The following is a 22,221-nucleotide window of genomic DNA, read 5'->3' as shown; positions in this document are numbered from 1 at the left end:
CGGCCGGCCACCTGCGCGAGCACCGTCGACGAGGTGCGGTACGGCGAGGGTCTCAGCGCCGCCGCGACGGCGTCCGCGGCGGCAGCCGGTGGAGTTCGACGGCGTCGAGCCGGCCGTCGGTGACCGTCGCGGTCAGGTACGTGCGGTACGGCTGGCGGCGGCGGTCGGTCGGGGAGCCCGGGTTGAGCAGCCGCAGGCCGGTGCCGGCGGTGGTGTCCCACGGGATGTGGCTGTGGCCGAACACCAGGACGTCCAGGTCGGGGAAGCGGGCCGCGCAGCGTGCCTCCCGGCCGCCCGCGGGGCCGGTCTCGTGGACGACGCCGAAGCGCAGGCCGCCGAGGTCGGCGCGGGCCACTTCCGGCAGCCGGGCGCGCAGCTCGGGCCCGTCGTTGTTGCCGTACACGGCGACGAGCCGGCGGGAGCGGGCCGTCAGGAGGTCGAGGGTGGCTGTGTCGACCCAGTCCCCCGCGTGGATCACGACGTCGGCGCGCGGCAGTTCGGCCAGCAGCGGGGCGGGCAGCTCCCGGGCGCGCTTGGGCAGATGGGTGTCGGACATGATCAGCAGGCGCACCGGCCCAGCGTAGATCCCCGGCGGCCGGGCGGGCCGTACGGACATGAACGGGTGGAGCGGCACGGTCCTCCCGCCCAGGCGGCCCGGCCCGTCGGTTCCGCGGCCGCCCCACGTCCCGGTCCCGTCGACGGGCCGGAGGCGGCGAGTACAGCGAACCGCGTTAGCATCGGGCCACCTTCGCCACACCAGCATGTGAACGGCAAGAGACCCAGGGGGCCCCAACCTGATGCCGGTCAAGGTCAGCGTCATCGTTCCCGTCTACAACCCCGGGACGTACATCGAGGACTGCATCGCCTCGTTGCAGCGGCAGTCGCTGCCTCCGGAAGCGTACGAAGTGATCTTCGTCGACGACGGCTCCACCGACGCCACCCCGGCCCGGCTCGACGCGCTCGCCGCCGAGGACCCCCGGATGCGCGTGCTCCACCAGGAGAACTCCGGCTGGTCGGGCAAGCCCCGCAACGTCGGCATCGACGCCGCCCGGGGCGAGTACGTCATGTTCGTCGACAACGACGACTACCTGGGCGACGAGGCCCTGGAGCGGATGTACGACTACGGCGTCGCCAACGGCGCCGACGTCGTCGTCGGCAAGATGGCCGGCAAGGGCCGCCCGGTGCCGGTGGAGCTGTTCCGCCGCAACCACCCGCGGGCCACCCTGGCCGACACGCCGCTGATCGACAGCCTGACCCCGCACAAGATGGTGCGCCGGGAGTTCCTGGAGCGGACCGGACTGAGGTTCCCGGAGGGCCGGCGGCGCCTGGAGGACCACGTCTTCGTGACGGAGGCGTACCTGCGCGCCGAGAACGTCTCCGTCCTCAGCGACTACGTCTGCTACTACCACGTCAAGCGGGACGACGCCGCCAACGCGGGCTTCCAGCGCTTCGACCCGGTCGGCTACTTCGACAACCTCCGCGAGGCCCTCGACGTCGTCGAGAAGTACACCGAGCCCGGGGCGCTGCGGGACCGGCTGTTCCGGCGCTGGCTGCGCAACGAGATGGTCGAACGGCTGCGCGGCAAGCGGCTGCTGGCCGCGCCCGAGGACTACCGCCGGGAGCTGTTCACCGAGATCCACAAGGTCGTCGTCGAGCGCTTCGGCCCCGGGGTGGCGGCCGGGCTCCAGCCGACCCAGCGGGTGGTCGCCGCGCTGACCGCCGCCGACCGGTTCGACGACCTGGTGGCGTTCGCCAAGTGGGAGGCGTCCGTCGCACTGAGTTCCGTGCCCGAGACGGTGACCTGGCGAAACGGCGCGCTGGAGATCGGCTTCCGGACCGAGTACACCTGCGCCGGGCAGCCGATGACCTTCCCCGCCGACGCCGCGAGCACGCCCCTGGAGGGTGCGCCGAAGGACGTCGCCGCCGCGATCGCGTGGGTCGAGGAGCAGACCGCGGCCCGCTTCGAGGCCGCCACCGCCGATCTGCTGCTGCGCGAACGCTCCAGCGCCGCCCAGCACTTCCAGCCGGTGCGGTTCACCCGCGAGCCGCACCCCGCCGGGGACGGCGGCCGGGTCCGGCTCACCCTGCGGGCGACGGCCACCGTGGATCCGGACACGCTGCCCGGCACCGGGATCTGGGACGCCCTGGTCCGGGTCAGGCTGGGCGGCTGGACCAAGGAGTGCCGGCTGGGGCCCGTCCCCCGGCCCGGGGGGCGGCTCGCCCCGCCCGCCGGGGTCGTCGCCGCCCGCGCCGTACTGCCGTACTGGACCGATCCGCACCGCAACCTCTCCCTGGACCTCGGCGCCTCCGCCAAGCGGCTCGGTGTGCCGCGCGCGGACCTCTCGGTGTCCGGGGACCGGCTCGGCGCGGGGCTGCCGCTGTACGTGCCGGGCGAGACGGAGGTGATGGTGCGGCTGGCCGCGCCGGGCCGGTCTGTCGACGTGCCCGGCACCCTGTCGCCGACGCCGGACCCCGCGCGCTCGCGGCTCGCGGCCGTGCTGCCCGCCGCCGTCCTGGCCGGCGGGACCTGGAAGGCCGCCGTCTGCCTCACCCCGCGGGCCGGCGACCGGCGGTTCCACGCCCTGCCGCAGCCGCTGCGGGTCGAGGGCGGCGAGGTGCGGGTGGGGCCGCCGCCCCGCCCCGGGCTCGGGGAGCGGCTGTGGCGCAGGGCCCGGCGGCTGCTGGGCGCCGCCGTGCGGAGGACGGCTTCCCGGATCGCGGAAGCCCGGAAAGCGAGGACGTGAGACGTGCGGGCACTGGGGATAGCGGGCGCCTGGGTGCTGGAACCCAAGGTGTTCCCGGACGACCGGGGAACTTTCCACGAGTGGTACCGCGGCGCGGAGTTCCGCGAGGCCACCGGGTACGACCTGTCGCTGGCGCAGGCCAACTGCTCGGTCTCCCGCCGGGGCGTGCTGCGCGGCGTGCACTTCTCCGAGGTGCCGCCCGGCCAGGCGAAGTACGTCACCTGCGTACGGGGCGCGGTCCTGGACGTGGTGGTGGACATCCGCACCGGCTCCCCCACCTTCGGGCAGTGGGAGGCGGTACGGCTCGACGACGGCACCCGGCACGCGGTGTTCCTCGCCGAGGGGCTCGGGCACGCCTTCATGGCGCTCACCGACGACGCCACGGTGGTGTACCTGTGCTCGACCGGGTACGCGCCCGGCCGGGAGCACGGGGTGCACCCGCTCGATCCCGAGCTGGGCATCGCCTGGCCGGAGGGCATCACGCCGGTGCTGTCCGAGAAGGACGCCGCGGCGCCGACGCTGGCGGAGGCGGAGCGGGCGGGGCTGCTGCCGGCTTTCGCGGACTGCTCCGCGTACTACGAGCGGCTGCGCGGCCGGTAGCCGGGACGCCGGCCGCCGGGACGCGCGCCGGCGGGGCGGTCGGCGATGCCTGGGAACGGGGCCGGTGAGGGGAACCGGTGAGCGTGCGCTGAAGGCGTGCGTGCCGGTCCGCCGTTCGCGGCCGGGCGGGGCCCGGTCCAAGGCGCCCGCGATGTCGCGGCCGTTCCCCCGCCCGTCCCGCTCGCGTGCGGCACGGGCGGGGGAACGGCCGCCGGTCACGGGGCCCGGTGGCTCCCGTGACCGTTTCGCCTAACGACTGACGCCGACCTGTTCCACCGCGCGGCGCAGCGGCTCCCAGCCGCGGGAACGGCCCAGGCCCAGGTTGCGGGCCTTGACCAGGCGGCCCCAGAAGCCCGCCTGGAGCAGGGCCTCGGCCGGCACCGCCCCGGACCGCTCCAGCAGCGCCTCCGGCACCTTCTGCGGGTCCTCGACGAGGTACTCGGCCATGATCTCGTCGTACTTGTCCTGGAGCACGGTGTTGTCCGGGTCGGCGCCGAACACCACGAGCTGGCCGGTGGGCCGGGTGTCCACCAGGACGGTCACCAGGTCGGGCCGGTACCGGGCCAGCACCTCGGTGATCTTGTAGACGTCTCCGGTCCAGGCGTCGGTGTGCCGGTCCCGGGCCGCCTCGTCCACGCTGCGCGGCAGCATGTCGTCGAAGACGATCACGCTGGACCAGTCCGAGTGCTTCTCCACGTTGATGAAGTCGCGCAGCGCGTACTCGAACAGGTGCATCCCGTCGATGAACGACAGGTCGAGCGTGGTCCGCCGCCAGTAACCGGTCAGGGGCCGGCCGCGGCGCATGTTGCGCAGCGGGTGGCGGCCGCTTTTGAGGTGCGCGAGGGGGTTCTTCCGGGCGAAGAAGTCGTCACTGGTGGCCTTCACCAGGTGGACGTCGCACTTCAGCTCCGAGACGACCTTGAAGGCGGGGTCGATCGCGATGCTGGGGACCCGGGACAGGCGCAGGCTGCGGCCGTCGTTGACGCCGATCTCCAGGTAGTTGCGGTTGGCGCTGACCTTGTGCAGTTCCCGCAGGAACTCGTGGCGTTTCAACTGGACTCCTTGCGGATTCGGGGAAGAGCCTCGTGCAGGGCGGCACGCCAGTCGCGGGGCGCGGGCAGGCCGGTCTCCTGCCAGCGGCCGTGCGCGAGGGCGCTGTACGCGGGGCGGGGCGCGGGCCGGGTGAAGGCCGCGCTGTCGGTGGGGCGGACCCGGTCCGGGTCGGCGCCGAGCAGGGAGAAGACCTCCCGGGCCAGGTCGTACCAGGTCGCCTCGCCGGAGCTCGTGGCGTGGTAGACGCCGCTCGCGCCGCGGCCGACCAGCGGGCCGAGGTCGACGGTACGGGCGGCGACGTCCGCGCTCCAGGTGGGCTGTCCGCGCTGGTCGTCGACGACGTCGACGGTGTCCCGGCGGCCCTCCAGCTCGATCATGGTGCGGACGAAGCTGCGGCCGTGGACGCCGTAGAGCCAGGCGGTGCGCACCACGGCGCTCGCCTCGGGGAGTTCCTCCAGCACCGCCCGCTCGCCGGCCAGCTTGGTGCGGCCGTAGGCGGTGCGCGGGGCGGGGGGATGGTCCTCCGGGTAGGGGGCGTCGCGGTCGGCGCCGTCGAAGACGTAGTCGGTGGAGACGTGGACCAGGCGGGCGCCGTACGCGGCGCAGGTCCGGGCGAGCAGACGGGGGCCCTCGCCGTTGATCTCCAGGGCGCGGGCCTCGTCGGTCTCGGCGTCGTCGACGGCGGTGTAGGCGGCGCAGTTGACCACCAGGTCGGGGCGGTGGCCGGTGAACGCCTGCTCCAGCGCGGCCGGTTCGGTGATGTCCAGGGCCGTGCGGTCCAGTCCGGTCACGTCGGCGCCGCGCCGGGTCAGTTCGGCGACGACGTCCCGGCCGAGCATGCCGCCCGCGCCGGTGACCAGCCACCTCACGCCGGCCCCTGGGCCGCGCGCCGCTTCAGCGGCTCCCACCAGGCGCGGTTGTCGCGGTACCAGGCGACGGTCTCGGCGAGGCCGGTGGTGAAGTCGTGCTCGGGACGGTAGCCGAGTTCGTCGCGGGCCTTGCTCCAGTCGACCGAGTAGCGCAGGTCGTGGCCCTTGCGGTCCTCGACGTACTCGACCCGGTCCCAGCCGGCGCCGCAGGCGGTCAGGAGCAGGCCGGTCAGCTCCTTGTTGGTCAGCTCGGTGCCGCCGCCGATGTTGTAGACCTCCCCGGCCCGGCCCCGGGTGCGGACCAGTTCGACGCCGCGGCAGTGGTCGTCGACGTACAGCCAGTCGCGGACGTTGAGGCCCTCGCCGTAGAGCGGCACCTTCTTCCCGTCGAGGAGGTTGGTGACGAACAGCGGGATGACCTTCTCGGGGAACTGGTGCGGGCCGTAGTTGTTGGAGCAGCGGGTGACCCGCACGTCCAGGCCGTGGGTGTGGTGGTAGGCCAGGGCGATCAGGTCGGAGGAGGCCTTGGAGGCGGAGTACGGGGAGCTGGGCCGCAGCGGCCACTCCTCCGCCGCCGACCCCTCGGCGACCGAGCCGTACACCTCGTCGGTGGAGACGTGCACGAAGGTCTCCAGGCCGTGCCTGAGGGCGGCGTCGAGGAGGGTCTGGGTGCCGACGACGTTGGTGAGGACGAAGTCGTCGGCGCCGAGGATGGACCGGTCGACGTGCGACTCGGCGGCGAAGTGCACCACCTGGTCGGCCTCGGCGACCAGTTTGCCGACCAGCTCGGCGTCGCGGATGTCGCCCTGGACGAACTCCAGCCGCGGGTGGCCGAGTTCGAGGTTGTCGAGGGTGCCGGCGTAGGTGAGCTTGTCCAGCACCGTGACGCGCGGCGCGCCCGGCGCGTCGTCGGCGAGCAGGCCGCGGACGTAGCGGGAGCCGATGAACCCGGCGGCGCCGGTGACGAGGAGGTTCATGAGTGGATCTGCACCTTGCTGTGGTCTCCGAGGACGAGTCGGTGGGCGCTGGGCACACTGGGTGCCGGGGTCACTTCCACGTGCCGGCCGATCAGCGAGGCCTCGATCCGGCCCACCCCGTGGATCGAGGAGTCGCGCAGCACGATGGAGAACTCCACCTCGCTGTCGGTGATCCGGCAGTTCTCCGCGACGGAGGTGAACGGGCCGACGTAGGAGTCGCTGACCACGGTGCCCGCGCCGATGACGGCGGGGCCGACGATGCGTGAGTTCACTATCCGCGCCCCCTCCTCCACCACGACCCGGCCGATGGTCTCGGACACGTCGTCCACCTCGCCGTCGATGCGGCGCTCCATGCCTTCCAGAACCATCCGGTTGACCTCCAGCATGTCGCCGACATTGCCGGTGTCCTTCCAGTAGCCCTCGATGAGCGTGCAGCGTACGTCGGCACGGGTGTCGATGAGATGCTGGATGGCGTGGGTGATCTCCAGCTCCCCGCGCCAGGACGGTCTGACGGCGCGCACCGCCTCGTGGACGGCCGGGGTGAAAAGGTACACGCCGACCAGGGCGAGGTCGCTCTTGGGCCGCTCCGGCTTCTCCTCCAGGCCGATCACCCTGCCGTCCGGGCCGAGTTCGGCGACCCCGAAGGAGCGCGGGTCGGCGACCCGGGTGAGCAGGATCTGGGCGTCGGGCCGGTGGGTGCGGAACTCCTCGACGAGGCCGGTGATCCCACCCACGATGAAGTTGTCCCCGAGGTACATGACGAAGTCGTCGTCGCCCAGGTACTCCCGGGCGATCAGCACCGCGTGGGCCAGCCCCAGCGGGCGTTCCTGCGGGATGTAGGTGACCTTCAGACCGAACCTCGAACCGTCGCCGACGGCTTCCTCGATCTCCGCGGCGGTATCACCGACGATCATGCCGACGTCGGTGATCCCGGCCTCGGCCAGGGACTCCAGTCCGTAGAACAGGACAGCTTTGTTGGCGACCGGGACGAGTTGCTTGGCCGAGGTGTGTGTGATGGGCCTCAGCCGGGTGCCCGCGCCGCCGGACAGCACCAGTGCCTTCATCTGGTTCACCTTACTGTCGATCCGGGTGGACGGAACGTCAGTTGGGCGACCTGATGAGGGCGGAGGCGACACGGCGAAGGCGCGGCGACCGGGTCGCCGCGCCTTCGCCGTGTCGGTCGTGTCCACCGTGCCGTTCCGCCGCCGTCCTCGCCGGGGGACGGCCGGCGGGCGGGCCGGGGATCAGTCCGGGGTCAGTCCTCGCCCCGGACGATGTTCGGTTCCGGCTCCCGTGCGGGCAGCGCCGCGGGCGGGGCTCCGGGGTCCTCGACGGCGGGGACCCAGGTGCGCACCGGGCCCGTGACCCGCCGGCGGCGGGCCTCGGACCAGCCGGTGGCCGGGTGCCGGAGCGCGGGTTTCTCACTGGTCTCCGTGACCACGGGAATCAACTTCCTTCTGCTCTCCACGACCACGGCCGGGTTCCCGGGCCCGGGACGGTCAAACCCGCTCAGGTGTTGGGCCGGGCCACGCTGATGTCGCCCAGCGCCGACTCGGGGTCGCGCTCCATGGCCAGGTCGCCCAGCGAGACGATGCCGACGGGGTGGCCCCCGTCGACCACCGGGACGCGGCGCACGGCGTGCTCGCGCATCACCTCCACCGCGCGGTCGAGTTCCTCGTCGGGGCGGACGGTCACCAGGTCGTCACTGCACGCGCCGGCCACGGTGGCGCGTTCCGGGTCGCCGCCCTCGGCGAGGGCGCGGATCACCAGGTCCCGGTCGGTGACCAGGCCGCGCAGGTCGTCGCCGTCGGTGACCAGGACGGCGCCGAGGTCCTGGTCGCGCATGATGCGGGCCACCGCGGTCACCGAGGTCTGCGGTTCGACGGTCACCGGGTCGGCGGTCATGATGTCGCGGACGTACTGGGTCATGGCTGTCGCCTCTTCCTCATTGCTCGTACGTGCGGTCGGGTGCCGGGTAACCCGGTGGCGGGCTCCGTCACCGGCCGACCGGGAGTTCGCTCCAGACCTGCTTGCCCCCGCTGACCGGCAGCGTCCCCCAGGCCGCGGACACCGCCTCGACCAGGAGGATGCCGCGCCCTCCGGTGGCCTCCCAGCCGACGCCGGTGGGCCTGGCCGGGGTGCGGGGCGAGGAGTCGGTGACCGCGACGCGCAGCCGGCCGTCGACCAGGGTCAGGTCGAGGCGGACCGGACCGTCGGTGTGCAGCAGGGCGTCGGTGACCGGTTCGGAGACGACCAGGGAGGCCGCATCCGCGCGGCCGGTGGCCGGGGCGGCATCCGCGCGGCCGCACGCACGACACCCCGGAAACGGCCGCGGAGGGCACCGGCAGGGCCCGCGGCCGGAACACGGGTCGCCCCGCCGAACCGGCCGGCACACCCGGGACGTCCGCGGGTGTACCGCCCCGGGTGTACCGCCGGCCGGGCGGGGAGGGCGCGGTGCCGACGGGCTCGCTCCGGCGGACGGCACCGCGGCCGGGTGCCGGCCTCCGGCACGCACAGGCGCGCGGGTGCGCGGGCACGCGGGTGCGCGGGTGCGCGGGTGCGCGGGTGCGTCAGCACGGCAACGGCACGCGCACGCCCGTCACGTCAGTGCGTCGGGGTCAGCGCGGAGCTGTCCCCGTCGCCGGCGCCCGTACCGTCGCCGGCGTCCCCGCCGGTACCGGTCCCGTCGTCAGAGCCCGTACCGTCGCCGGCGCCTCCACCGGTACCGCTCCCGTCGCCGGCGTCGGCGCCCCCTGTCTCCTCACCCGCGCCCTGCTCCTCCCCCGTACCGACGCCGTCGCCGTCTCCTGCTCCGGCTCCGGCTCCCGCGCCGTCCCCCAGCGTCGCCCCCACCGCCTCCAGCGCGGTCGTCACCGGCTGGAAGAACGTCTCACCGCCCGCCGTGCAGTCGCCGCTGCCGCCGGAGGTGAGGCCGACCGCCAGGCCGTCCTGGGTGAACAGCGGGCCGCCGCTGTCCCCCGGTTCGGCGCACACGTCGGTCTGGATGAGCCCGGTGACGGTGCCCTCCGGGTAGTTCACCGTGGCGTCGAGTCCGAGCACCTGTCCGTCGGCCAGTCCGGTCGTGCTGCCCATCCGGAAGACCTGCGCGCCGACGGTGGCCTCGGCGGCCTCGGTGATGGCGACCGTCTGCTCGTCGGCGTTCACCTCGCTCGGCGCCTCGGTGGCCGGATCGTCGTAGCGGACGAGCGCGAAGTCTCCGTCGCCGGGGAAGACCGCCTCCTCGACGGTGGCGACCGGCGCCCCGTCCTGCGCGTCGGACCACTGTTCGGCGGCGACCCCGCAGTGCCCGGCGGTCAGGAAGGCGGGCGCCCCGTCGGCGGCGGTGACGTTGAAGCCGAGCGAGCAGCGCGCGCCGCCGCCGAAGATCGCGTCGCCGCCCGAGGCGAACGTCCTGAACGTGCCGGCGGACTTTTGGAGGGTGGCCATGCCGGAGCCCAGCTCCCGGACGGTGGACTCCACCCGGTCCCACGCGTCGCCGGTGACCGTGCTGTCGGCGGTGACCAGGATCTTGTTGGTCCGCGGGTCGAGGGCCCACGCGGTGCCGGGGACGGTCGCCTCGGACTTCAGGGTCCGTGCCCCGGCCGCCAGTTCGGCGAGGGTGTTGTCGACCTCGCGGACCTGCGCTCCGGCGTCCGCGGCCCGCACGGCCACGTCGTTGTCGTCGCCCGTGACGACGTTGACGACGAGCCGGCGCTCGTCGGTGTCGTAGTACGCGCCGGCGAAGGCGTCGCCGAGCGTTCCGGCGAGCCGGGAGGCGAGGTCGGAGGCGTCCGCCGCCTTCAGGGTGCGGGGCGCCGCCGTGGTGCCCGGCCCGTCGCCCGGTGAGGCGCCCGCCTGCGGCAGCAGGATCGCGGCGGCTCCCAGCGCGACGACGCCGCCCGCGGCCATCGCGGCCTTGCGCTTCGGCATTCGCTTGTGACTCAACCTTCTCGACCTCCTGGGGGACGGGGTTCGGGGCACCTGGCCGGCAGGAGGTACGGGAGGACCGTGCGAGACGTTCAAATCCGCCGGTCACCACGGGAGGCGATCGGCCGGTCACGTTGCGTCGCCGCCGTGGAGCGGAGACACCGCCCCGGGGAATCTGCACATCGAATGCCCACCCCGGTCACGGCCGTTGGAGGATCTGCACAAGCGCGCGCCCTCGCGCACGCCATTGGAGAGGAGTGCCCGGTTCGCCGGCGGCGGGGCAAGGGGGGCCTGTGGGGCGATGCTGCGCCGGGTGTGAAGAAGTGGCCGCGAAGGCGTGCGGACACCTGCACGGTTGCCCCCGTCTGTGCGGTGAGTTGCCTGGTGGGAGGGGTGATTGAGTGGAAGCCCGAAGAGGCGGCGTGCTTTGATCCATCGCACCGCGGGGGCCGTGCGGGGCTCCGGACCCAAGCGCCCGGCGCCCGTGGCCGCGGCCGTCGTCTGTCCCCAGAGGGGGCCGCTCCCCCCTTGTGAAATGGCTATACGAAGGGAAGTTCCGTCATGAACTCCACCCCCCAGGTCGAGACCGTCGAGATCTCGGACGCCGAGCTGGACAACGTCTCCGGCGGCCTGAGCGTGAACGCCCTGGGCGCCGTCACCGCTGCCGTGGACGGCGTCGCCCCGGTCACCGGCGTGGTCGGCACGGTCGTCGGCACGGTCGAGGGTGTCACCGGTCTGGACACCGCCCCGGTCACCGGCCTGGTCGCCGGTCTCTGACCGCGCCCACGCGCCGCTGAGTCCCGGAGCCGCATCCCCGGCTCCGGGACTTCTCGGCGTCCCCTCCCCCGGAAAACCCTGAACCCGGAAACCTGGACCCCTCCCGTGCAGTTCCGCCAACAGGCCCTCACCAAGCACCAGTCACCGGAGGAGCTCGACCTCCCCGTGCGCTTCGCCCGTCCCCAGGGCTGGCTGGTGCTGTCCGTCACCGTGCTCGCGATGGCGGCCGCCTCCGTATGGGCCGTGACCGGCTCGGTGGCCTCCACGGTCGACGCGCCGGCCGTCCTCACGCACAACCAGGGCAGTTATCTGCTCCAGAGCCCGGTCGCCGGGCAGGTCACCGCCGTCGTGGCGGAGCAGGGGCAGCGGCTGGGCGCCGGCGCGCCCGTCCTGAAGGTCCGTACCGCCCAGGGCGAGACCGTCGTGCGCGCCGTCGACGCGGGCCGGGTCAGCGCGCTCGCCGCCACCGTCGGCCAGATCATCCGGACCGGCGCCGACGTGGCCGCCGTGGAGAAGGTCGCGCACGCCGACGACCCCCTCTACGCCACGGTGTACGTGCCCGCCGAGAGCGCCGCCGCCATCCCCGCGCACGCCGCCGTCGACCTGACCGTGCAGTCGGTGCCGGCCCAGGAGTACGGCGTGCTGCGCGGCCGGGTGACGTCCGTGGACCGGACCGCCCAGTCCGCGTCGCAGATCGCCGCCTTCCTCGGCGACAGCCAGCTCGGCGAGCAGTTCACCGAGGACGGCAGGCCGGTCGCCGTCACCGTCAGCCTCGACAGGTCCGCGACGACCAGGAGCGGTTACGCCTGGTCGTCCGCCGAGGGTCCGCCGTTCGGCCTGTCCTCGATGACCCTGGCCACCGGTTCGGTGCGGCTGGCCGACCAGCACCCCGTCGACTGGCTGCTGCCATGAGCGGCGCGACCGGACGCCGGGGCCGCCGCCGCGCCGCCCCGCCCGAACGCAGGGCGCCCAGGGGCCGGACGAGGACGGTCCGTACGCCCACGGTGCTCCAGATGGAGGCCGTGGAGTGCGGCGCCGCCTCGCTCGCGATGGTCCTCGGCCACTACGGCCGGTACGTCCCGCTGGAGGAGCTGCGCATCGCCTGCGGCGTCTCCCGCGACGGCTCGCGCGCCAGCAACCTCCTGAAGGCGGCGCGGAGCTACGGCCTGACCGCCAAGGGCATGCAGATGGACCTGGCCGCCCTCGCCGGGGTCGCGGCCCCGGCGGTGCTGTTCTGGGAGTTCAACCACTACGTCGTCTACGACGGCGTGGGCCGCCGCTTCGGCCGCCGGGGCGTCTTCGTCAACGACCCCGGCAAGGGACGCCGGTTCGTCACCCTGGAGGAGTTCGACGGCTCCTTCACCGGCGTGGTCCTGACCATGGAGCCCGGCCCCGGCTTCAGCACGGGCGGACGCAGGCCCGGCGTGCTCGGCGCGATGCCGGCCCGGCTGCGCGGCACCGCCGGCACCCTGCCGGCGGCGGTGCTGGCGAGCCTGCTGCTGGTGCTGGTCGGCGCGGCGGTGCCCGCGCTCAGCCGTACCTACATCGACATGTTCCTGATCGGCGGGCAGACCTCGCTGCTGGGCGTGGTGTTCGCCTGCATGGCGGCGTGCGTGCTGCTCACCCTGGTGCTGACCTGGCTGCAGCAGGGCAACCTGCTGCGCGGCCGGCTGATCTCCTCCACCCTCTCCAGCGCCCGCTTCCTGCGGCACCTGCTGCGGCTGCCGGTGACGTTCTTCGCGCAGCGCAGCCCGGCCGACCTGGTGCAGCGGCTGCAGTCCAACGACGCGGTGGCCGAGACCCTCTCCCGGGACCTCGCGGCGGCCGGCGTGGACGCGGTGGTCGTCGTCCTGTACGCGCTGCTGCTGTACACCTACGACCCCCAGCTCACCTTCGTCGGCATCGGGGTGGCGCTGCTGAACATCGTGGCGATGCGGGTCGTGGTCAAGCTGCGGGCGACCCGCACGGCGAAGCTGCGCGCGGACTCGGCCCGGCTGACCAACACCGCGTACACCGGCCTCCAGCTGATCGAGACGATGAAGGCGACCGGCGGCGAGGACGGCTACTTCCGCAAGTGGGCCGGGCAGCACGCCACCACGCTGGAGGAGCAGCAGCGCCTGGGGGTGCCCAGTGCCTGCCTGGGCGTGGTCGCGCCGGCCCTGGCCACCCTCAACAGCGCGCTGATCTTGTGGATCGGCGGTCTGCGCGCGGTGGAGGGCCACATCTCGGTCGGTCTGCTGGTCGCCTTCCAGGCGCTGGTCACCCGCTTCACCGCGCCGCTGACCCGGCTCAACGGCGTCGCCGGCCGCATCCAGGACTTCGCGGCCGACGTGGCCCGGCTGAAGGACGTGGAGGACTTCGGCGCCGACCCGCTCCACGGCCGGCCCGGCACCGGCGGGTCCACCCGCCGCCTGCGCGGTCACCTCGAGCTGGAGAACGTCTCCTTCGGCTACAACCCCCTCGACAAGCCGCTGCTCACCGGCTTCGACCTGACCGTCGGCCCGGGGCGGCAGGTGGCGCTGGTCGGCGGCTCGGGCAGCGGCAAGTCCACGGTGTCCCGGCTGATCTCGGGCCTGTACACCCCGTGGGACGGGGTGATCCGCATCGACGGGCAGCGCCTGGAGGACATCCCGCGCGGGGCGCTGGCGGCCTCCGTCTCCTTCGTCGACCAGGAGGTGTTCCTCTTCGAGGGCACCGTCCGGGACAACGTGGCGCTGTGGGACCCGTCCGTGCCCGACGACGCGGTGGTCCAGGCGCTGAAGGACGCGGCGCTGTACGACGTCGTGATGCGCCGGCCGGGCGGCATCCGCAGCCGGGTCGAGCAGGACGGCCGGAACTTCTCCGGCGGGCAGCGCCAGCGCCTGGAGATCGCGCGGGCCCTGGTGCGCCGCCCCAGCGTCCTGGTCCTGGACGAGGTGACCAGCGCGCTGGACGCGGAGACCGAGCAGGTCGTGATGGACAACCTGCGCCGGCGGGGCTGCGCCTGCGTGGTGATCGCGCACCGGCTGAGCACGGTGCGCGACAGCGACGAGATCGTCGTCCTGACGCGGGGCACGGTCGTCGAACGCGGACGGCACGAGGAACTGGTGGCGCGCGGCGGCGCCTACGCGGCGCTGGTCAGGGAGCGATGAGATGACTGCCGTACACCCCGGACTCCCCGAGGGCGACGTCGTCCTGGGCGCGCTGGGCGCGCTGGGCACACCGGTCGACTGCGCCGGGCTCAGCCGCCTGGACCTGGAAGGGCCGCAGGTGCTGTGGCTGGTCGCGGCGGGCGCCGTCGACCTGTTCGCCGTGGACGCGCGGCAGCAGGGCGCCTGGCACCACCTGGGCCGCCTGGAGGCGGGCGCGCTGCTGCTCGGCCCGGTCGCGGGCCCCGGGCACACCCTGGTGGCCCGCCCGCTGCGGGACTGTGTGCTGCGCCGCGTCGGGCTGCGCGAGCTGTACCAGCCGGCGACCACCCGGACCTGGTCCTACGACGAGTACGGCAGCCCCCAGTACGTACCGCCGACGACGAGCCCGCTGGAGTACGCCCTCGCCCTCGGCGTCGGCCGGGGCCTGTCCGTCCTCTTCCAGGCGCCGGTGGCCGGCGACCGGGCGGGGGCGGTCGGCGACGACGACGTGTTCTGGATGCGGGTCCCGCCGGGCAGCGTCCAGTACGGCGCGGTCCACGGCGACCAGGCGGCGGCCGACCTGCTGATGGACCCGGCGCTGTGGCAGTCCCTGGTCGACCAGCAGTACCGGCTGCTGACCGCGCTGGACCGCTGGATCGAACAGCTGGAGCGCGCCCACGAGACCCGTACCGCCGCCGGCATCAAGGCCGGCGAGGCGGTGCGCGACCGGGCCGACCGCACCCTGCTGGCCTCCCTCGGCGAGCGGGACCACCCGCGTGCCACGGCCGCCGACGCCGACGCCACGTACGCGGCCTGCGAGCTGGTCGCCCGGGCCGCCGGGATCGCGCTCGCCGAGCCCGCGCGCGGCGCCGCCGGGAGCGACCGCCTCGACGAGGTGGAGCGGATCGCGCTGGCCTCGCGGGTACGGACCCGGGCGGTGCGCCTCGAGGGGCGCTGGTGGCGGGAGGACGTCGGGCCGCTGGTGGGGCACCGGGCACTGTCCGGGGCGCCGGTGGCGCTGCTGTGGCGGCGCGGCGGGTACGTGGCCGTGCATCCGGTGACCGGCCGGCGGACGCCGGTGGAGAAGGCGAACGCCAAGGAGTTCGAGCCGCGCGCGGTGATGTTCTACCGTCCGCTGCCACAGCGCCGGCCCGGCCCGCTGCGGCTGCTACGGTTCTGCCTTCGGGGCACCCGCGGCGATCTGGCACGTCTCCTGCTCGCCGGCCTGGTCACGGTGGCGATCGGGGCGCTGGTGCCGGTCGCCACCGGCAAGGTGCTCGGCGAGTACGTGCCGAAGGCGCGGACCGACCTGATCACGCAGGTCTGCCTGGCGGTGATGCTGAGCGGTGTCGTGGCGGCGGCCTTCACGCTGCTGCAGAACCTGACCATCCTGCGCCTGGAGGGCCGGATCGAGGCCACCCTCCAGCCCGCCGTGTGGGACCGGCTGCTGCGGCTGCCGACGAAGTTCTTCACCGAGCGCTCCACCGGGGAGCTGGCCAGTGCCGCCATGGGCGTCAGCCAGATCCGCCGGCTGCTGGCCGGGGTCGGCCCGACGGTGGCCCAGTCGGTGACCGTCGGGGTGATGAACCTGGGGCTGCTGCTCTGGTACAGCGTGCCGATGGCGCTGGCGGCGGTCGGCATGCTGGTCGTCGTGGCGGCGGTGTTCCTGGGGCTGGGGCTGTGGCAGGTGCGCTGGCAGCGGCGGCTCGTGGTGCTCGGCAACAAGCTGAACAACCAGGCGTTCCAGACCCTGCGCGGGCTGCCCAAGCTGCGGGTGGCGGCGGCCGAGAACTACGCCTACGCGGCGTGGGCCGGGCAGTTCGCGCGCAGCCGGGAACTGCAGCGCGGGGCCGGGCGCGTCAAGAACCTCAACGCGGTGCTCGGCGCGGTCTACCTGCCGCTGTGCACGCTGCTGATGTTCATGCTGCTGGCGGGCCCGGCGCGCGGGTCGATGTCGGCGGCCCAGTTCCTGGCCTTCAACACCTCGGTGACCATGCTGCTGACCTCGGTCACCCAGCTGACCGGAGCGTTCGTGTCGGTGGTGGCCGCGCTGCCCTTGTTCGAGGAGATCAAGCCGGTGCTGGAGGCGGCCCCGGAGGTGCCCGGGGGAAGCATCCGGCCGGGGCCGCTGACGGGGGCGATCGAGGCGCGGCGGCTGTCGTTCCGGTACACCGACGACGGTCCGCTGGTGCTGGACGACGTGTCCTTCGAGGTGCGGCCGGGCGAGTTCACGGCGATCGTCGGCCCCAGCGGCTGCGGCAAGTCCACGCTGCTCAGACTGCTCATCGGCTTCGACCGCCCGCTCTCCGGCAGCGTCCTCTACGACGGTCAGGACCTGGCCGCCCTCGACCGGTCGGCGGTGCGGCGGCAGTGCGGGGTGGTGCTCCAGCACGCCCAGCCGTTCACCGGGTCGATCCTGGACGTCATCCGCGGCACCCAGCCGTACACGCCCGAGGAGGCGATGGCGGCGGCCGAGATGGCCGGGCTCGCCGACGACATCCGGCGGATGCCGATGGGCCTGCACACCATCGTCTCGGGCGCCGGGTCGATCTCCGGCGGCCAGCGGCAGCGGCTGATGATCGCGCAGGCGCTGATCCGCCGGCCGCGCGTGCTCTTCTTCGACGAGGCGACCAGCGCCCTGGACAACGCGACGCAGCGCACCGTGATCGAGGCCACCAAGGCGCTCGACGCCACCCGGATCGTCATCGCGCACCGCCTGTCCACCGTGCTGGACGCCGACCGGGTGATCGTCATGGAGGACGGCAAGGTCGTCCAGCAGGGGCCGCCCGGCGTCCTGCTCGCGGACGCCTCCGGCCGGCTGCGCGAACTGGTGCGGCGCCAGTTGGCCTGATCGGCCGCAAAGGGGCCTCGACAGGCCAACTCTCGGTGAACGGCGTTGATCCGCCCAGTAAATGGGTACCTGCGGCAGCATGCGAATCAGCGTGGTGGACGTCGGGTCGAAGACGGTCCGTCTGGTGGTGGCGGACGCCGAGGGCGGGATACCGCTGCCGGTGCACACCGCCAAGTGGCGGCTGCGGTTGTCCGACCAGGTCAGCCCAGGGGGGCCGATTCCCGGGGAAGCGGTCGAGCGGCTGGTCGAGGCGGTCGCCGAGGCGAGCCGCACCGCGTCCCGCTGGGGCGCGGCCGGGCCGCTGGCGTTCGCGACCGCGGTGGTACGGGCCGCGCCCAACCGGCAGGAGGTGCTGGACGCCGTGCGGTCCCGCACCGGCGTCGCCCTGTGCACCCTGCCGGGCGAGGTGGAGGGCGAGCTGACCTTCCTCGGCGCGCGGCGCTGGATGGGCTGGCGGTCCGGTCCGCTGGCGCTGCTCGACATCGGCGGCGGCTCCCTGGAGGTCGCCTTCGGCCGCGGCCGGCTGCCCGACTTCGTGGCCTCGCTGCCGCTGGGGGCGAACCGGCTGACCCACGAGTTCCTCGGGGACCAGGACCCGCCGGCGCCGGAGGCCGTACGGGCGCTGCGCCGCCGGGTGCGCCACCAGTTGCGGGACGCGGCGGCCCGGATCCGCTGGGAGGGGCCGCGCACCGCCGTGGCCACCTCACGGACCTTCCAGCAACTGGGGCGGCTGTGCGGCGCCGCGCCCGGCCGCCGGGGGCCGTTCGTGGAGCGGGAGCTGCGCTGCGCCGACCTGAGGACGGCGATCGACCGGCTGGCCGCGCTGCCCGCCGCCGAACGGGCCCGGCTGCCCGGCATCTCCGCGCCGCGCGCCGCGCAGAGCCTGGCCGGCGCGGTGATCGCGCACACCGCGATGAAGCTGACCGGCCTGGACACGGTGACCGTCTGTCCCTGGGCGATCCGCGAGGGGGTGCTGCTGCGCCATATCGAGGACGGCCCCTCCTGGTGGGCGGAGATCGTCCGGCGGAACGAGCGGAACGAGGAGTCCGCCGGCCCGGGCGGCCCGGTGCCGCTGCGGATCGCCGCGGCCGCGCGCTGACCATCCCGCATCATCCGAGATCATCCGAGGCAAGGAGCTTTCGTGACCCAGAACGGCGAGAACGGCGAGAACGGCGGGAAGAAGCCCGAGACGGCCCTGGAAGAGGTCATGCGCGAGATCGAGGAGGCGGAGAGGCGCGTCCCCGGGACGGAGCGGCAGCGGCGGCACCACGGCGAGGCGGGGGACGCGATCTCCCCCAACACAGGGGCGCAGGAGCAGTCGGGGCACGACTGACGCCCGGCCGTCGCAGGACGGCCGCGGGCACGCCCACCCGGCCTTCGCGGGGCGGCCATGGGCACGCCTGCCCGGTCACGGACGACGGACGGGGGCGTCCGGGGGCGCGGGGAACCGCGCGACCGGCCCCCACCGCGCCCGCGGCCGCCCCGCGAAGGCCCCCCGCCCCGGCGGGGATGCCGACCGCCCTCCCGGGTACCAGGCACCCCATGTACACCGACCGCGAAGAACCACCACTGCCGTCCCCCCGGGGCCCCCTCTCCGCGGCCGTCCGGGACCATCTGCGGGGCACCGGCCCCCTCCCCCGTCCCGAGACCGTGGAGTCCGCCCCGGCCTGGGGCGACGACCTCCAGCTCGCCCTGTACCAGTGCTACGAACTGCACTACCGCGGATTCGCCGGAGTCGACGCCGACATGGAGTGGGACCCCGCCCTGCTGCGTCTGCGCGGGGCGCTGGAGGCCCGCTTCCTGGCCGCCCTGCGGGCCGGCACCCGCGTCCACGACACCGTCGAGGCCGCCATCGACGACCTGCTGGTGGAACCGGTGGACGGCACCGGCGTCACCCACTTCCTGCGCGACAAGGGCGAACTGTGGCACCTGCGCGAGTACGCCGCGCAGCGCTCCCTGTACCACCTGAAGGAGGCCGACCCGCACGCCTGGGTGCTGCCCCGGCTGTGGGGCCGGGCGAAGGCCGGGATGGCGGCGGTGGAGTACGACGAGTACGGCGGCGGACGCGCCGACCGGGTGCACGCCCGTCTGTTCGCCGACCTGATGACCGACCTGGGCCTGGACACCTCGTACGGACGCTACCTGGACGCCGCGTCCGCGGAGACGCTCGCCACCGTCAACATGATGTCCCTGTTCGGACTGCACCGGTCCCTGCGCGGCGCCCTCGTGGGCCACTTCGCGGCGGTCGAGATCACCTCCTCGCCCGGTTCCCAGCGGCTGGCCGAGGCGATGCGCCGCACCGGCGCCGGACCGGCCGCCGAGCACTTCTACGACGAGCACGTCGAGGCCGACGCGGTCCACGAGCAGGTCGTCCGGCACGAGGTGATCGGCGGTCTGCTGGAGGAGGAGCCGCACCTCGCCCCCGACGTCATCTTCGGCATGGACGCCACCGGACACGTCGAGGACCTGCTCGCCGCCCGGCTGCTCACCGAGTGGCGGGCGGGCCGCTCGTCCCTGCGCGTCCCGCTGGCGGAAGCCGGGCCCCATACTTCCTGACCACAGGGGTACCAGGGACGCGTGAGTCCACTGGTGCTGCCGGGCGTGTACGCCCCGCAAGAAGACACGGCGCTGTTGTCCGACGCCCTGAACGACGAGCCGCTCACCACCGGCGCGGACGTCCTCGACGTGTGCACCGGAACCGGGGCGCTGGCCCTGGCCGCCGCCCGCCGGGGCGCCCGGGTCACCGCGGTGGACGTGTCCTGGCGGGCGGTGTGCACCGCCCGGCTGAACGCCGCGCGGGCCGGGCTGCCGATCCGGGTGCGGCACGGGAACCTGTTCACCCCCGTGCTGGGCGAGACCTTCGACCTGATCCTGGCCAACCCGCCGTACGTGCCCTCGCCCGCCGGGCCGCGCCGGCCGCGGGGCGCGGCCCGCGCCTGGGACGCGGGCCACGACGGCCGGCTGCACCTGGACCGGATCTGCCGCCAGGCGCCGGCGCGGCTGCGGCCCGGCGGGGTGCTGCTGCTGGTGCAGTCGGCGTTCAGCGACCCCGACGGCACCGTCGGACAGCTGCGGGCCGCCGGTCTCAAGGCCGCGGTGATCCGGCGGCAGCGGATCGCCTTCGGCCCGGTGCTGCGCGACCGGGAGGCCTGGCTGCGCCGACGGGGTCTGCTGTCCGGTACCGACAACGAGGAAGAGCTGGTGGTCGTCCGTGCCGAACTCCCCGTCTGACACCCCTCGCCGGATCACGCTCCGGCGCCGGGGCCCCCTGCTGGTGGAGGGCCCCGTGGAAATCGAACTGGAGGACGGCACGACGGTGTCCTGCGACCGCTTCCGGGTCGCCCTGTGCACCTGCCGCCGCAGCCGCCGCTTCCCGTGGTGCGACACCAGCCACCGCGCCCGGCGCCGGCCCGGCGACGGCGGGGCCGACGACGCGGCGCGGCGGGACTGAACCGGGCGCGCGACCGCCCTCCCCCGCCGGCCGCTGACCACCGGCCCCGACGGGACCCGTGGTCAGCGGCCGGCCAGTCCGACGGAACGCGCCGCCGGGTCCTTTCGCCCGGCGGCCGGCGCCGGCCCGGAGAGCGTCGGGGAGGCCGGGGCCAAGTCGGTGCGCCAGCGCTGTGCGGTGGAGCTGTCGCGCAGCTTGACCACGATGTCGGCGCCGGGCTCGGCGGCGGTGACGGCGAGGGCGAGCTGCGGGTCCCTGCGGAGCACCAGTTCGTCGTCCGTGGTCAGGGCGTAGCGCACGTCATAGCCCCGTGCGGTGCCCTCGTCGGCACAGGTGCCCAGGACGACGACGCCGGCGTCCGCCCGCGAGTCCAGGCACAGTCCCGGGTCGGCCACCGACCGCAGCAGCCCGTCGTCCTCGTACGTCCACCGCTGGGTCCACCGCGACGAGCAGGCCGTCAGCCGGGCCCCCGCCCCGGCCCTCGGCACGCCGGGGACGTCCAGGCACAGCCCGGCGGCCTCGTTGCGCAGCCGGGTGCCGACCGGTGCGGCGGGTAATCCGGCGGCCCCGGTGGGCGCGGGCGCGGCGGGCGCCGAGGCGGAGGGTTCGTGGCCGGCGGCGCCGGTGGAGGCGGCCGGTCCCGCGCCGCCCCCGTCGTAGCTCCAGGAGTTGATCACCAGCGCGGTCATCAGGACGCCGGCCGAGGCGGCGCCGACGCCCCGGAGCACGGACCCGGCCGAGCGCGGGCGGCGCGGCGGGCGGCACACGGGCATCCGGGCCAGCAGGCCGGTGCGGGCGCCGCGGTGCCGGGCGGTGCCCTTGGCGCCGGAGCCCGGGGCGGCGCGGCCGGGCCGGGAGTCGAGGTAGCGGCGGGCGCCCCAGCCGAGGACGGCCTCGGCCACGAGGGTGGCCGGCGCGGTTTCGGCCAGGGCCAGTTGCTCGGCCGCGTGCCGGCAGTGACGGCAGTGCTCCAGGTGTTCGCGGACGTCCGGGAGCAGTTCGGTGCCCCGGCGGATCGGGACGTCGAGGAGGCGGTTGTGGAACCGGCAGTCCTGGGTGGGCGCGAACTGCCGGTGGGCGCGTGCGCACGCCTCGCGGAAGTGCTCCCGCGCCTGTGCCAGCGCCACCGACGCCGTGTCGGGGTCCAGGCCCAGGAGCCCGGCCGGGACGCTCACGGGTTCGGCCTCGACCTCGGTGTGCCACAGCAGGCAGCGGGCGGTCGCCGGGAGCGACTCGAAGGCCCGCGCGGCCAGCGTCCGGTTCTCCGGGGTCAGCGACTTGGCGGTGCGCATGCCGCGTCCGCCCGCCGGTTTGAGCAGTTCCGGCAGGGCCGTGGAGATCCGCTCGTCGGCGGACCACTGCCGGACCGTGTCGCGCACGGCCACCAGGAGCCGGGGGCGCAGGGCCCCGGCCGGATCGCCCTGCGCCAGCCGGTCCAGGACCTTGCGGAAGGCGGCGGCGGTGACCATGGCGGCGGTGTCCGCCGGGGTGGCGAGGCAGATGGCGGCGTAGTCGTGCGCCGGCCGCCAGTGCCGCGCGGTGAGCAGCGCGGCGGCGGAGGCGGCCAGGCTCTCCGGACGCTCCCGCAGCCGGGCGGCGAGGACGGCGTCGGACTCCCCCGGGTCTCCGCCGGTCGGGGGCCGGAGCGGACGAGGGGGACGAGGGGTGGGCACTGAGAGGTTTTCCTTCCCACGCGCAGGGCGGCGGCCAAGGCGGGGAGCGCGCCGACGGTGCAGCGGACCCGGTCCATCAGGGCGCGTGCGTCACCCGGCCGTCACCCCCCGCACGGGGGCATCACTCTGGCACGAACACACAATCCCAACAAGGCACTTGGGAAACCTGCACACGTGAAGGGAAGCCAG

The 22,221-nt window shown here is 74.4% G+C and carries 20 protein-coding genes and 1 pseudogene; 11 read left to right on the top strand and 10 right to left on the bottom strand.

Annotated elements, in window-relative coordinates; translation table 11 throughout:
• Window positions 1–52: 52 nt before the first annotated feature.
• Window positions 53–571, bottom strand: a complete 519-nt coding sequence (locus ACY1JF_RS12205) for a metallophosphoesterase family protein (protein WP_462705066.1) — start codon at window positions 569–571, stop codon at window positions 53–55.
• Window positions 572–797: 226 nt separating this feature from the next.
• Between ACY1JF_RS12205 and ACY1JF_RS12200 the strand changes: the two genes are divergently transcribed.
• Together ACY1JF_RS12200 and rfbC are read left to right on the top strand one after the other, a co-directional pair.
• A complete protein-coding gene (locus ACY1JF_RS12200) occupies window positions 798–2,744 on the top strand; it encodes a glycosyltransferase family 2 protein (protein ID WP_462705065.1) in 1,947 nt (648 codons plus the stop codon).
• Between the two features lie 3 nt (window positions 2,745–2,747).
• Window positions 2,748–3,344 (top strand): dTDP-4-dehydrorhamnose 3,5-epimerase, encoded by a 597-nt coding sequence (rfbC, locus tag ACY1JF_RS12195; RefSeq protein WP_462705064.1) that lies wholly within the window; start codon window positions 2,748–2,750, stop codon window positions 3,342–3,344.
• Window positions 3,345–3,593: 249 nt separating this feature from the next.
• Here the strand turns inward: rfbC and ACY1JF_RS12190 are convergent, their stop codons facing one another.
• The 8 genes and pseudogenes from ACY1JF_RS12190 to ACY1JF_RS12155 form a co-directional block, all read right to left on the bottom strand.
• Window positions 3,594–4,397, bottom strand: a complete 804-nt coding sequence (locus ACY1JF_RS12190) for a class I SAM-dependent methyltransferase (RefSeq protein WP_462705063.1) — start codon at window positions 4,395–4,397, stop codon at window positions 3,594–3,596.
• Complete coding sequence (gene rfbD, locus ACY1JF_RS12185) at window positions 4,394–5,266, bottom strand: dTDP-4-dehydrorhamnose reductase (protein WP_462705062.1); 873 nt, start codon at window positions 5,264–5,266, stop codon at window positions 4,394–4,396. Before rfbD ends, ACY1JF_RS12190 begins: the two co-directional genes overlap by 4 nt.
• Window positions 5,263–6,243, bottom strand: coding sequence for a dTDP-glucose 4,6-dehydratase (rfbB, locus tag ACY1JF_RS12180; RefSeq protein WP_462705061.1), 981 nt, complete (start codon window positions 6,241–6,243; stop codon window positions 5,263–5,265). The genes rfbD and rfbB overlap by 4 nt, the downstream gene beginning before the upstream one ends.
• The gene (locus ACY1JF_RS12175; RefSeq protein WP_462705060.1) at window positions 6,240–7,307 is read right to left on the bottom strand and encodes a glucose-1-phosphate thymidylyltransferase; all 1,068 of its coding nucleotides are present in this window, start codon (window positions 7,305–7,307) and stop codon (window positions 6,240–6,242) included. Before ACY1JF_RS12175 ends, rfbB begins: the two co-directional genes overlap by 4 nt.
• Window positions 7,308–7,498: 191 nt before the next feature.
• Window positions 7,499–7,684: a hypothetical protein gene (locus ACY1JF_RS12170; protein ID WP_462705059.1), complete on the bottom strand. Its 186-nt coding sequence runs from the start codon at window positions 7,682–7,684 to the stop codon at window positions 7,499–7,501.
• Between the two features lie 68 nt (window positions 7,685–7,752).
• Entirely contained in the window at window positions 7,753–8,172 is a 420-nt protein-coding gene (locus ACY1JF_RS12165; RefSeq protein ID WP_462705058.1) for a CBS domain-containing protein, read from the bottom strand.
• A gap of 67 nt (window positions 8,173–8,239) precedes the next feature.
• Window positions 8,240–8,512, bottom strand: a pseudogene (locus tag ACY1JF_RS12160) (ATP-binding protein); the annotation flags it as partial.
• Window positions 8,513–8,847: 335 nt separating this feature from the next.
• Window positions 8,848–10,188: a S1 family peptidase gene (locus tag ACY1JF_RS12155; protein WP_462705057.1), complete on the bottom strand. Its 1,341-nt coding sequence runs from the start codon at window positions 10,186–10,188 to the stop codon at window positions 8,848–8,850.
• 543 nt (window positions 10,189–10,731) lie between these two features.
• Here ACY1JF_RS12155 and ACY1JF_RS12150 point away from each other — a divergent pair.
• The 9 genes from ACY1JF_RS12150 to ACY1JF_RS12110 all read left to right on the top strand — a co-directional run bounded on the left by ACY1JF_RS12150 (window position 10,732) and on the right by ACY1JF_RS12110 (window position 20,359).
• The gene (locus ACY1JF_RS12150) at window positions 10,732–10,947 is read left to right on the top strand and encodes a type A2 lantipeptide (protein WP_462705056.1); all 216 of its coding nucleotides are present in this window, start codon (window positions 10,732–10,734) and stop codon (window positions 10,945–10,947) included.
• A 105-nt stretch (window positions 10,948–11,052) separates the two neighbouring features.
• The gene (locus tag ACY1JF_RS12145) at window positions 11,053–11,859 is read left to right on the top strand and encodes an HlyD family efflux transporter periplasmic adaptor subunit (RefSeq protein ID WP_462705055.1); all 807 of its coding nucleotides are present in this window, start codon (window positions 11,053–11,055) and stop codon (window positions 11,857–11,859) included.
• Window positions 11,856–14,078, top strand: a complete 2,223-nt coding sequence (locus ACY1JF_RS12140) for an NHLP family bacteriocin export ABC transporter peptidase/permease/ATPase subunit (RefSeq protein ID WP_462705054.1) — start codon at window positions 11,856–11,858, stop codon at window positions 14,076–14,078. The genes ACY1JF_RS12145 and ACY1JF_RS12140 overlap by 4 nt, the downstream gene beginning before the upstream one ends.
• A 1-nt stretch (window position 14,079) precedes the next feature.
• Complete coding sequence (locus ACY1JF_RS12135; protein ID WP_462705053.1) at window positions 14,080–16,908, top strand: NHLP bacteriocin export ABC transporter permease/ATPase subunit; 2,829 nt, start codon at window positions 14,080–14,082, stop codon at window positions 16,906–16,908.
• A gap of 79 nt (window positions 16,909–16,987) precedes the next feature.
• A complete protein-coding gene (locus ACY1JF_RS12130; protein ID WP_462705052.1) occupies window positions 16,988–18,007 on the top strand; it encodes a Ppx/GppA family phosphatase in 1,020 nt (339 codons plus the stop codon).
• Between the two features lie 42 nt (window positions 18,008–18,049).
• On the top strand, window positions 18,050–18,241 hold the full coding sequence (locus ACY1JF_RS12125; RefSeq protein WP_462705051.1) for a hypothetical protein: 192 nt from the start codon (window positions 18,050–18,052) through the stop codon (window positions 18,239–18,241).
• A gap of 209 nt (window positions 18,242–18,450) precedes the next feature.
• Entirely contained in the window at window positions 18,451–19,464 is a 1,014-nt protein-coding gene (locus tag ACY1JF_RS12120) for an iron-containing redox enzyme family protein (RefSeq protein ID WP_462705050.1), read from the top strand.
• A gap of 21 nt (window positions 19,465–19,485) precedes the next feature.
• Entirely contained in the window at window positions 19,486–20,139 is a 654-nt protein-coding gene (locus tag ACY1JF_RS12115) for a HemK2/MTQ2 family protein methyltransferase (protein ID WP_462705049.1), read from the top strand.
• Entirely contained in the window at window positions 20,120–20,359 is a 240-nt protein-coding gene (locus tag ACY1JF_RS12110) for a CDGSH iron-sulfur domain-containing protein (RefSeq protein ID WP_462705048.1), read from the top strand. Before ACY1JF_RS12115 ends, ACY1JF_RS12110 begins: the two co-directional genes overlap by 20 nt.
• A 62-nt stretch (window positions 20,360–20,421) precedes the next feature.
• Here the strand turns inward: ACY1JF_RS12110 and ACY1JF_RS12105 are convergent, their stop codons facing one another.
• A complete protein-coding gene (locus tag ACY1JF_RS12105; protein WP_462705047.1) occupies window positions 20,422–22,032 on the bottom strand; it encodes a ricin-type beta-trefoil lectin domain protein in 1,611 nt (536 codons plus the stop codon).
• Between the last annotated feature and the right edge of the window lie 189 nt (window positions 22,033–22,221).

The organism is Streptomyces sp. SYSU D01066-1, assembly GCF_054956795.1.
This window is presented reverse-complemented; position numbering and strand designations above follow the sequence as displayed.

Coding starts and splice junctions, on each gene's coding strand:
- ACY1JF_RS12200 (WP_462705065.1), top strand. CDS start 798: ATGCCGGTCAAGGTCAGCGTCATCGTTCCCGTCTACAACCCCGGGACG.
- rfbB (WP_462705061.1), bottom strand. CDS start 6,243: ATGAACCTCCTCGTCACCGGCGCCGCCGGGTTCATCGGCTCCCGCTAC.
- ACY1JF_RS12175 (WP_462705060.1), bottom strand. CDS start 7,307: ATGAAGGCACTGGTGCTGTCCGGCGGCGCGGGCACCCGGCTGAGGCCC.
- ACY1JF_RS12165 (WP_462705058.1), bottom strand. CDS start 8,172: ATGACCCAGTACGTCCGCGACATCATGACCGCCGACCCGGTGACCGTC.
- ACY1JF_RS12150 (WP_462705056.1), top strand. CDS start 10,732: ATGAACTCCACCCCCCAGGTCGAGACCGTCGAGATCTCGGACGCCGAG.
- ACY1JF_RS12140 (WP_462705054.1), top strand. CDS start 11,856: ATGAGCGGCGCGACCGGACGCCGGGGCCGCCGCCGCGCCGCCCCGCCC.
- ACY1JF_RS12135 (WP_462705053.1), top strand. CDS start 14,080: ATGACTGCCGTACACCCCGGACTCCCCGAGGGCGACGTCGTCCTGGGC.
- ACY1JF_RS12130 (WP_462705052.1), top strand. CDS start 16,988: ATGCGAATCAGCGTGGTGGACGTCGGGTCGAAGACGGTCCGTCTGGTG.
- ACY1JF_RS12120 (WP_462705050.1), top strand. CDS start 18,451: ATGTACACCGACCGCGAAGAACCACCACTGCCGTCCCCCCGGGGCCCC.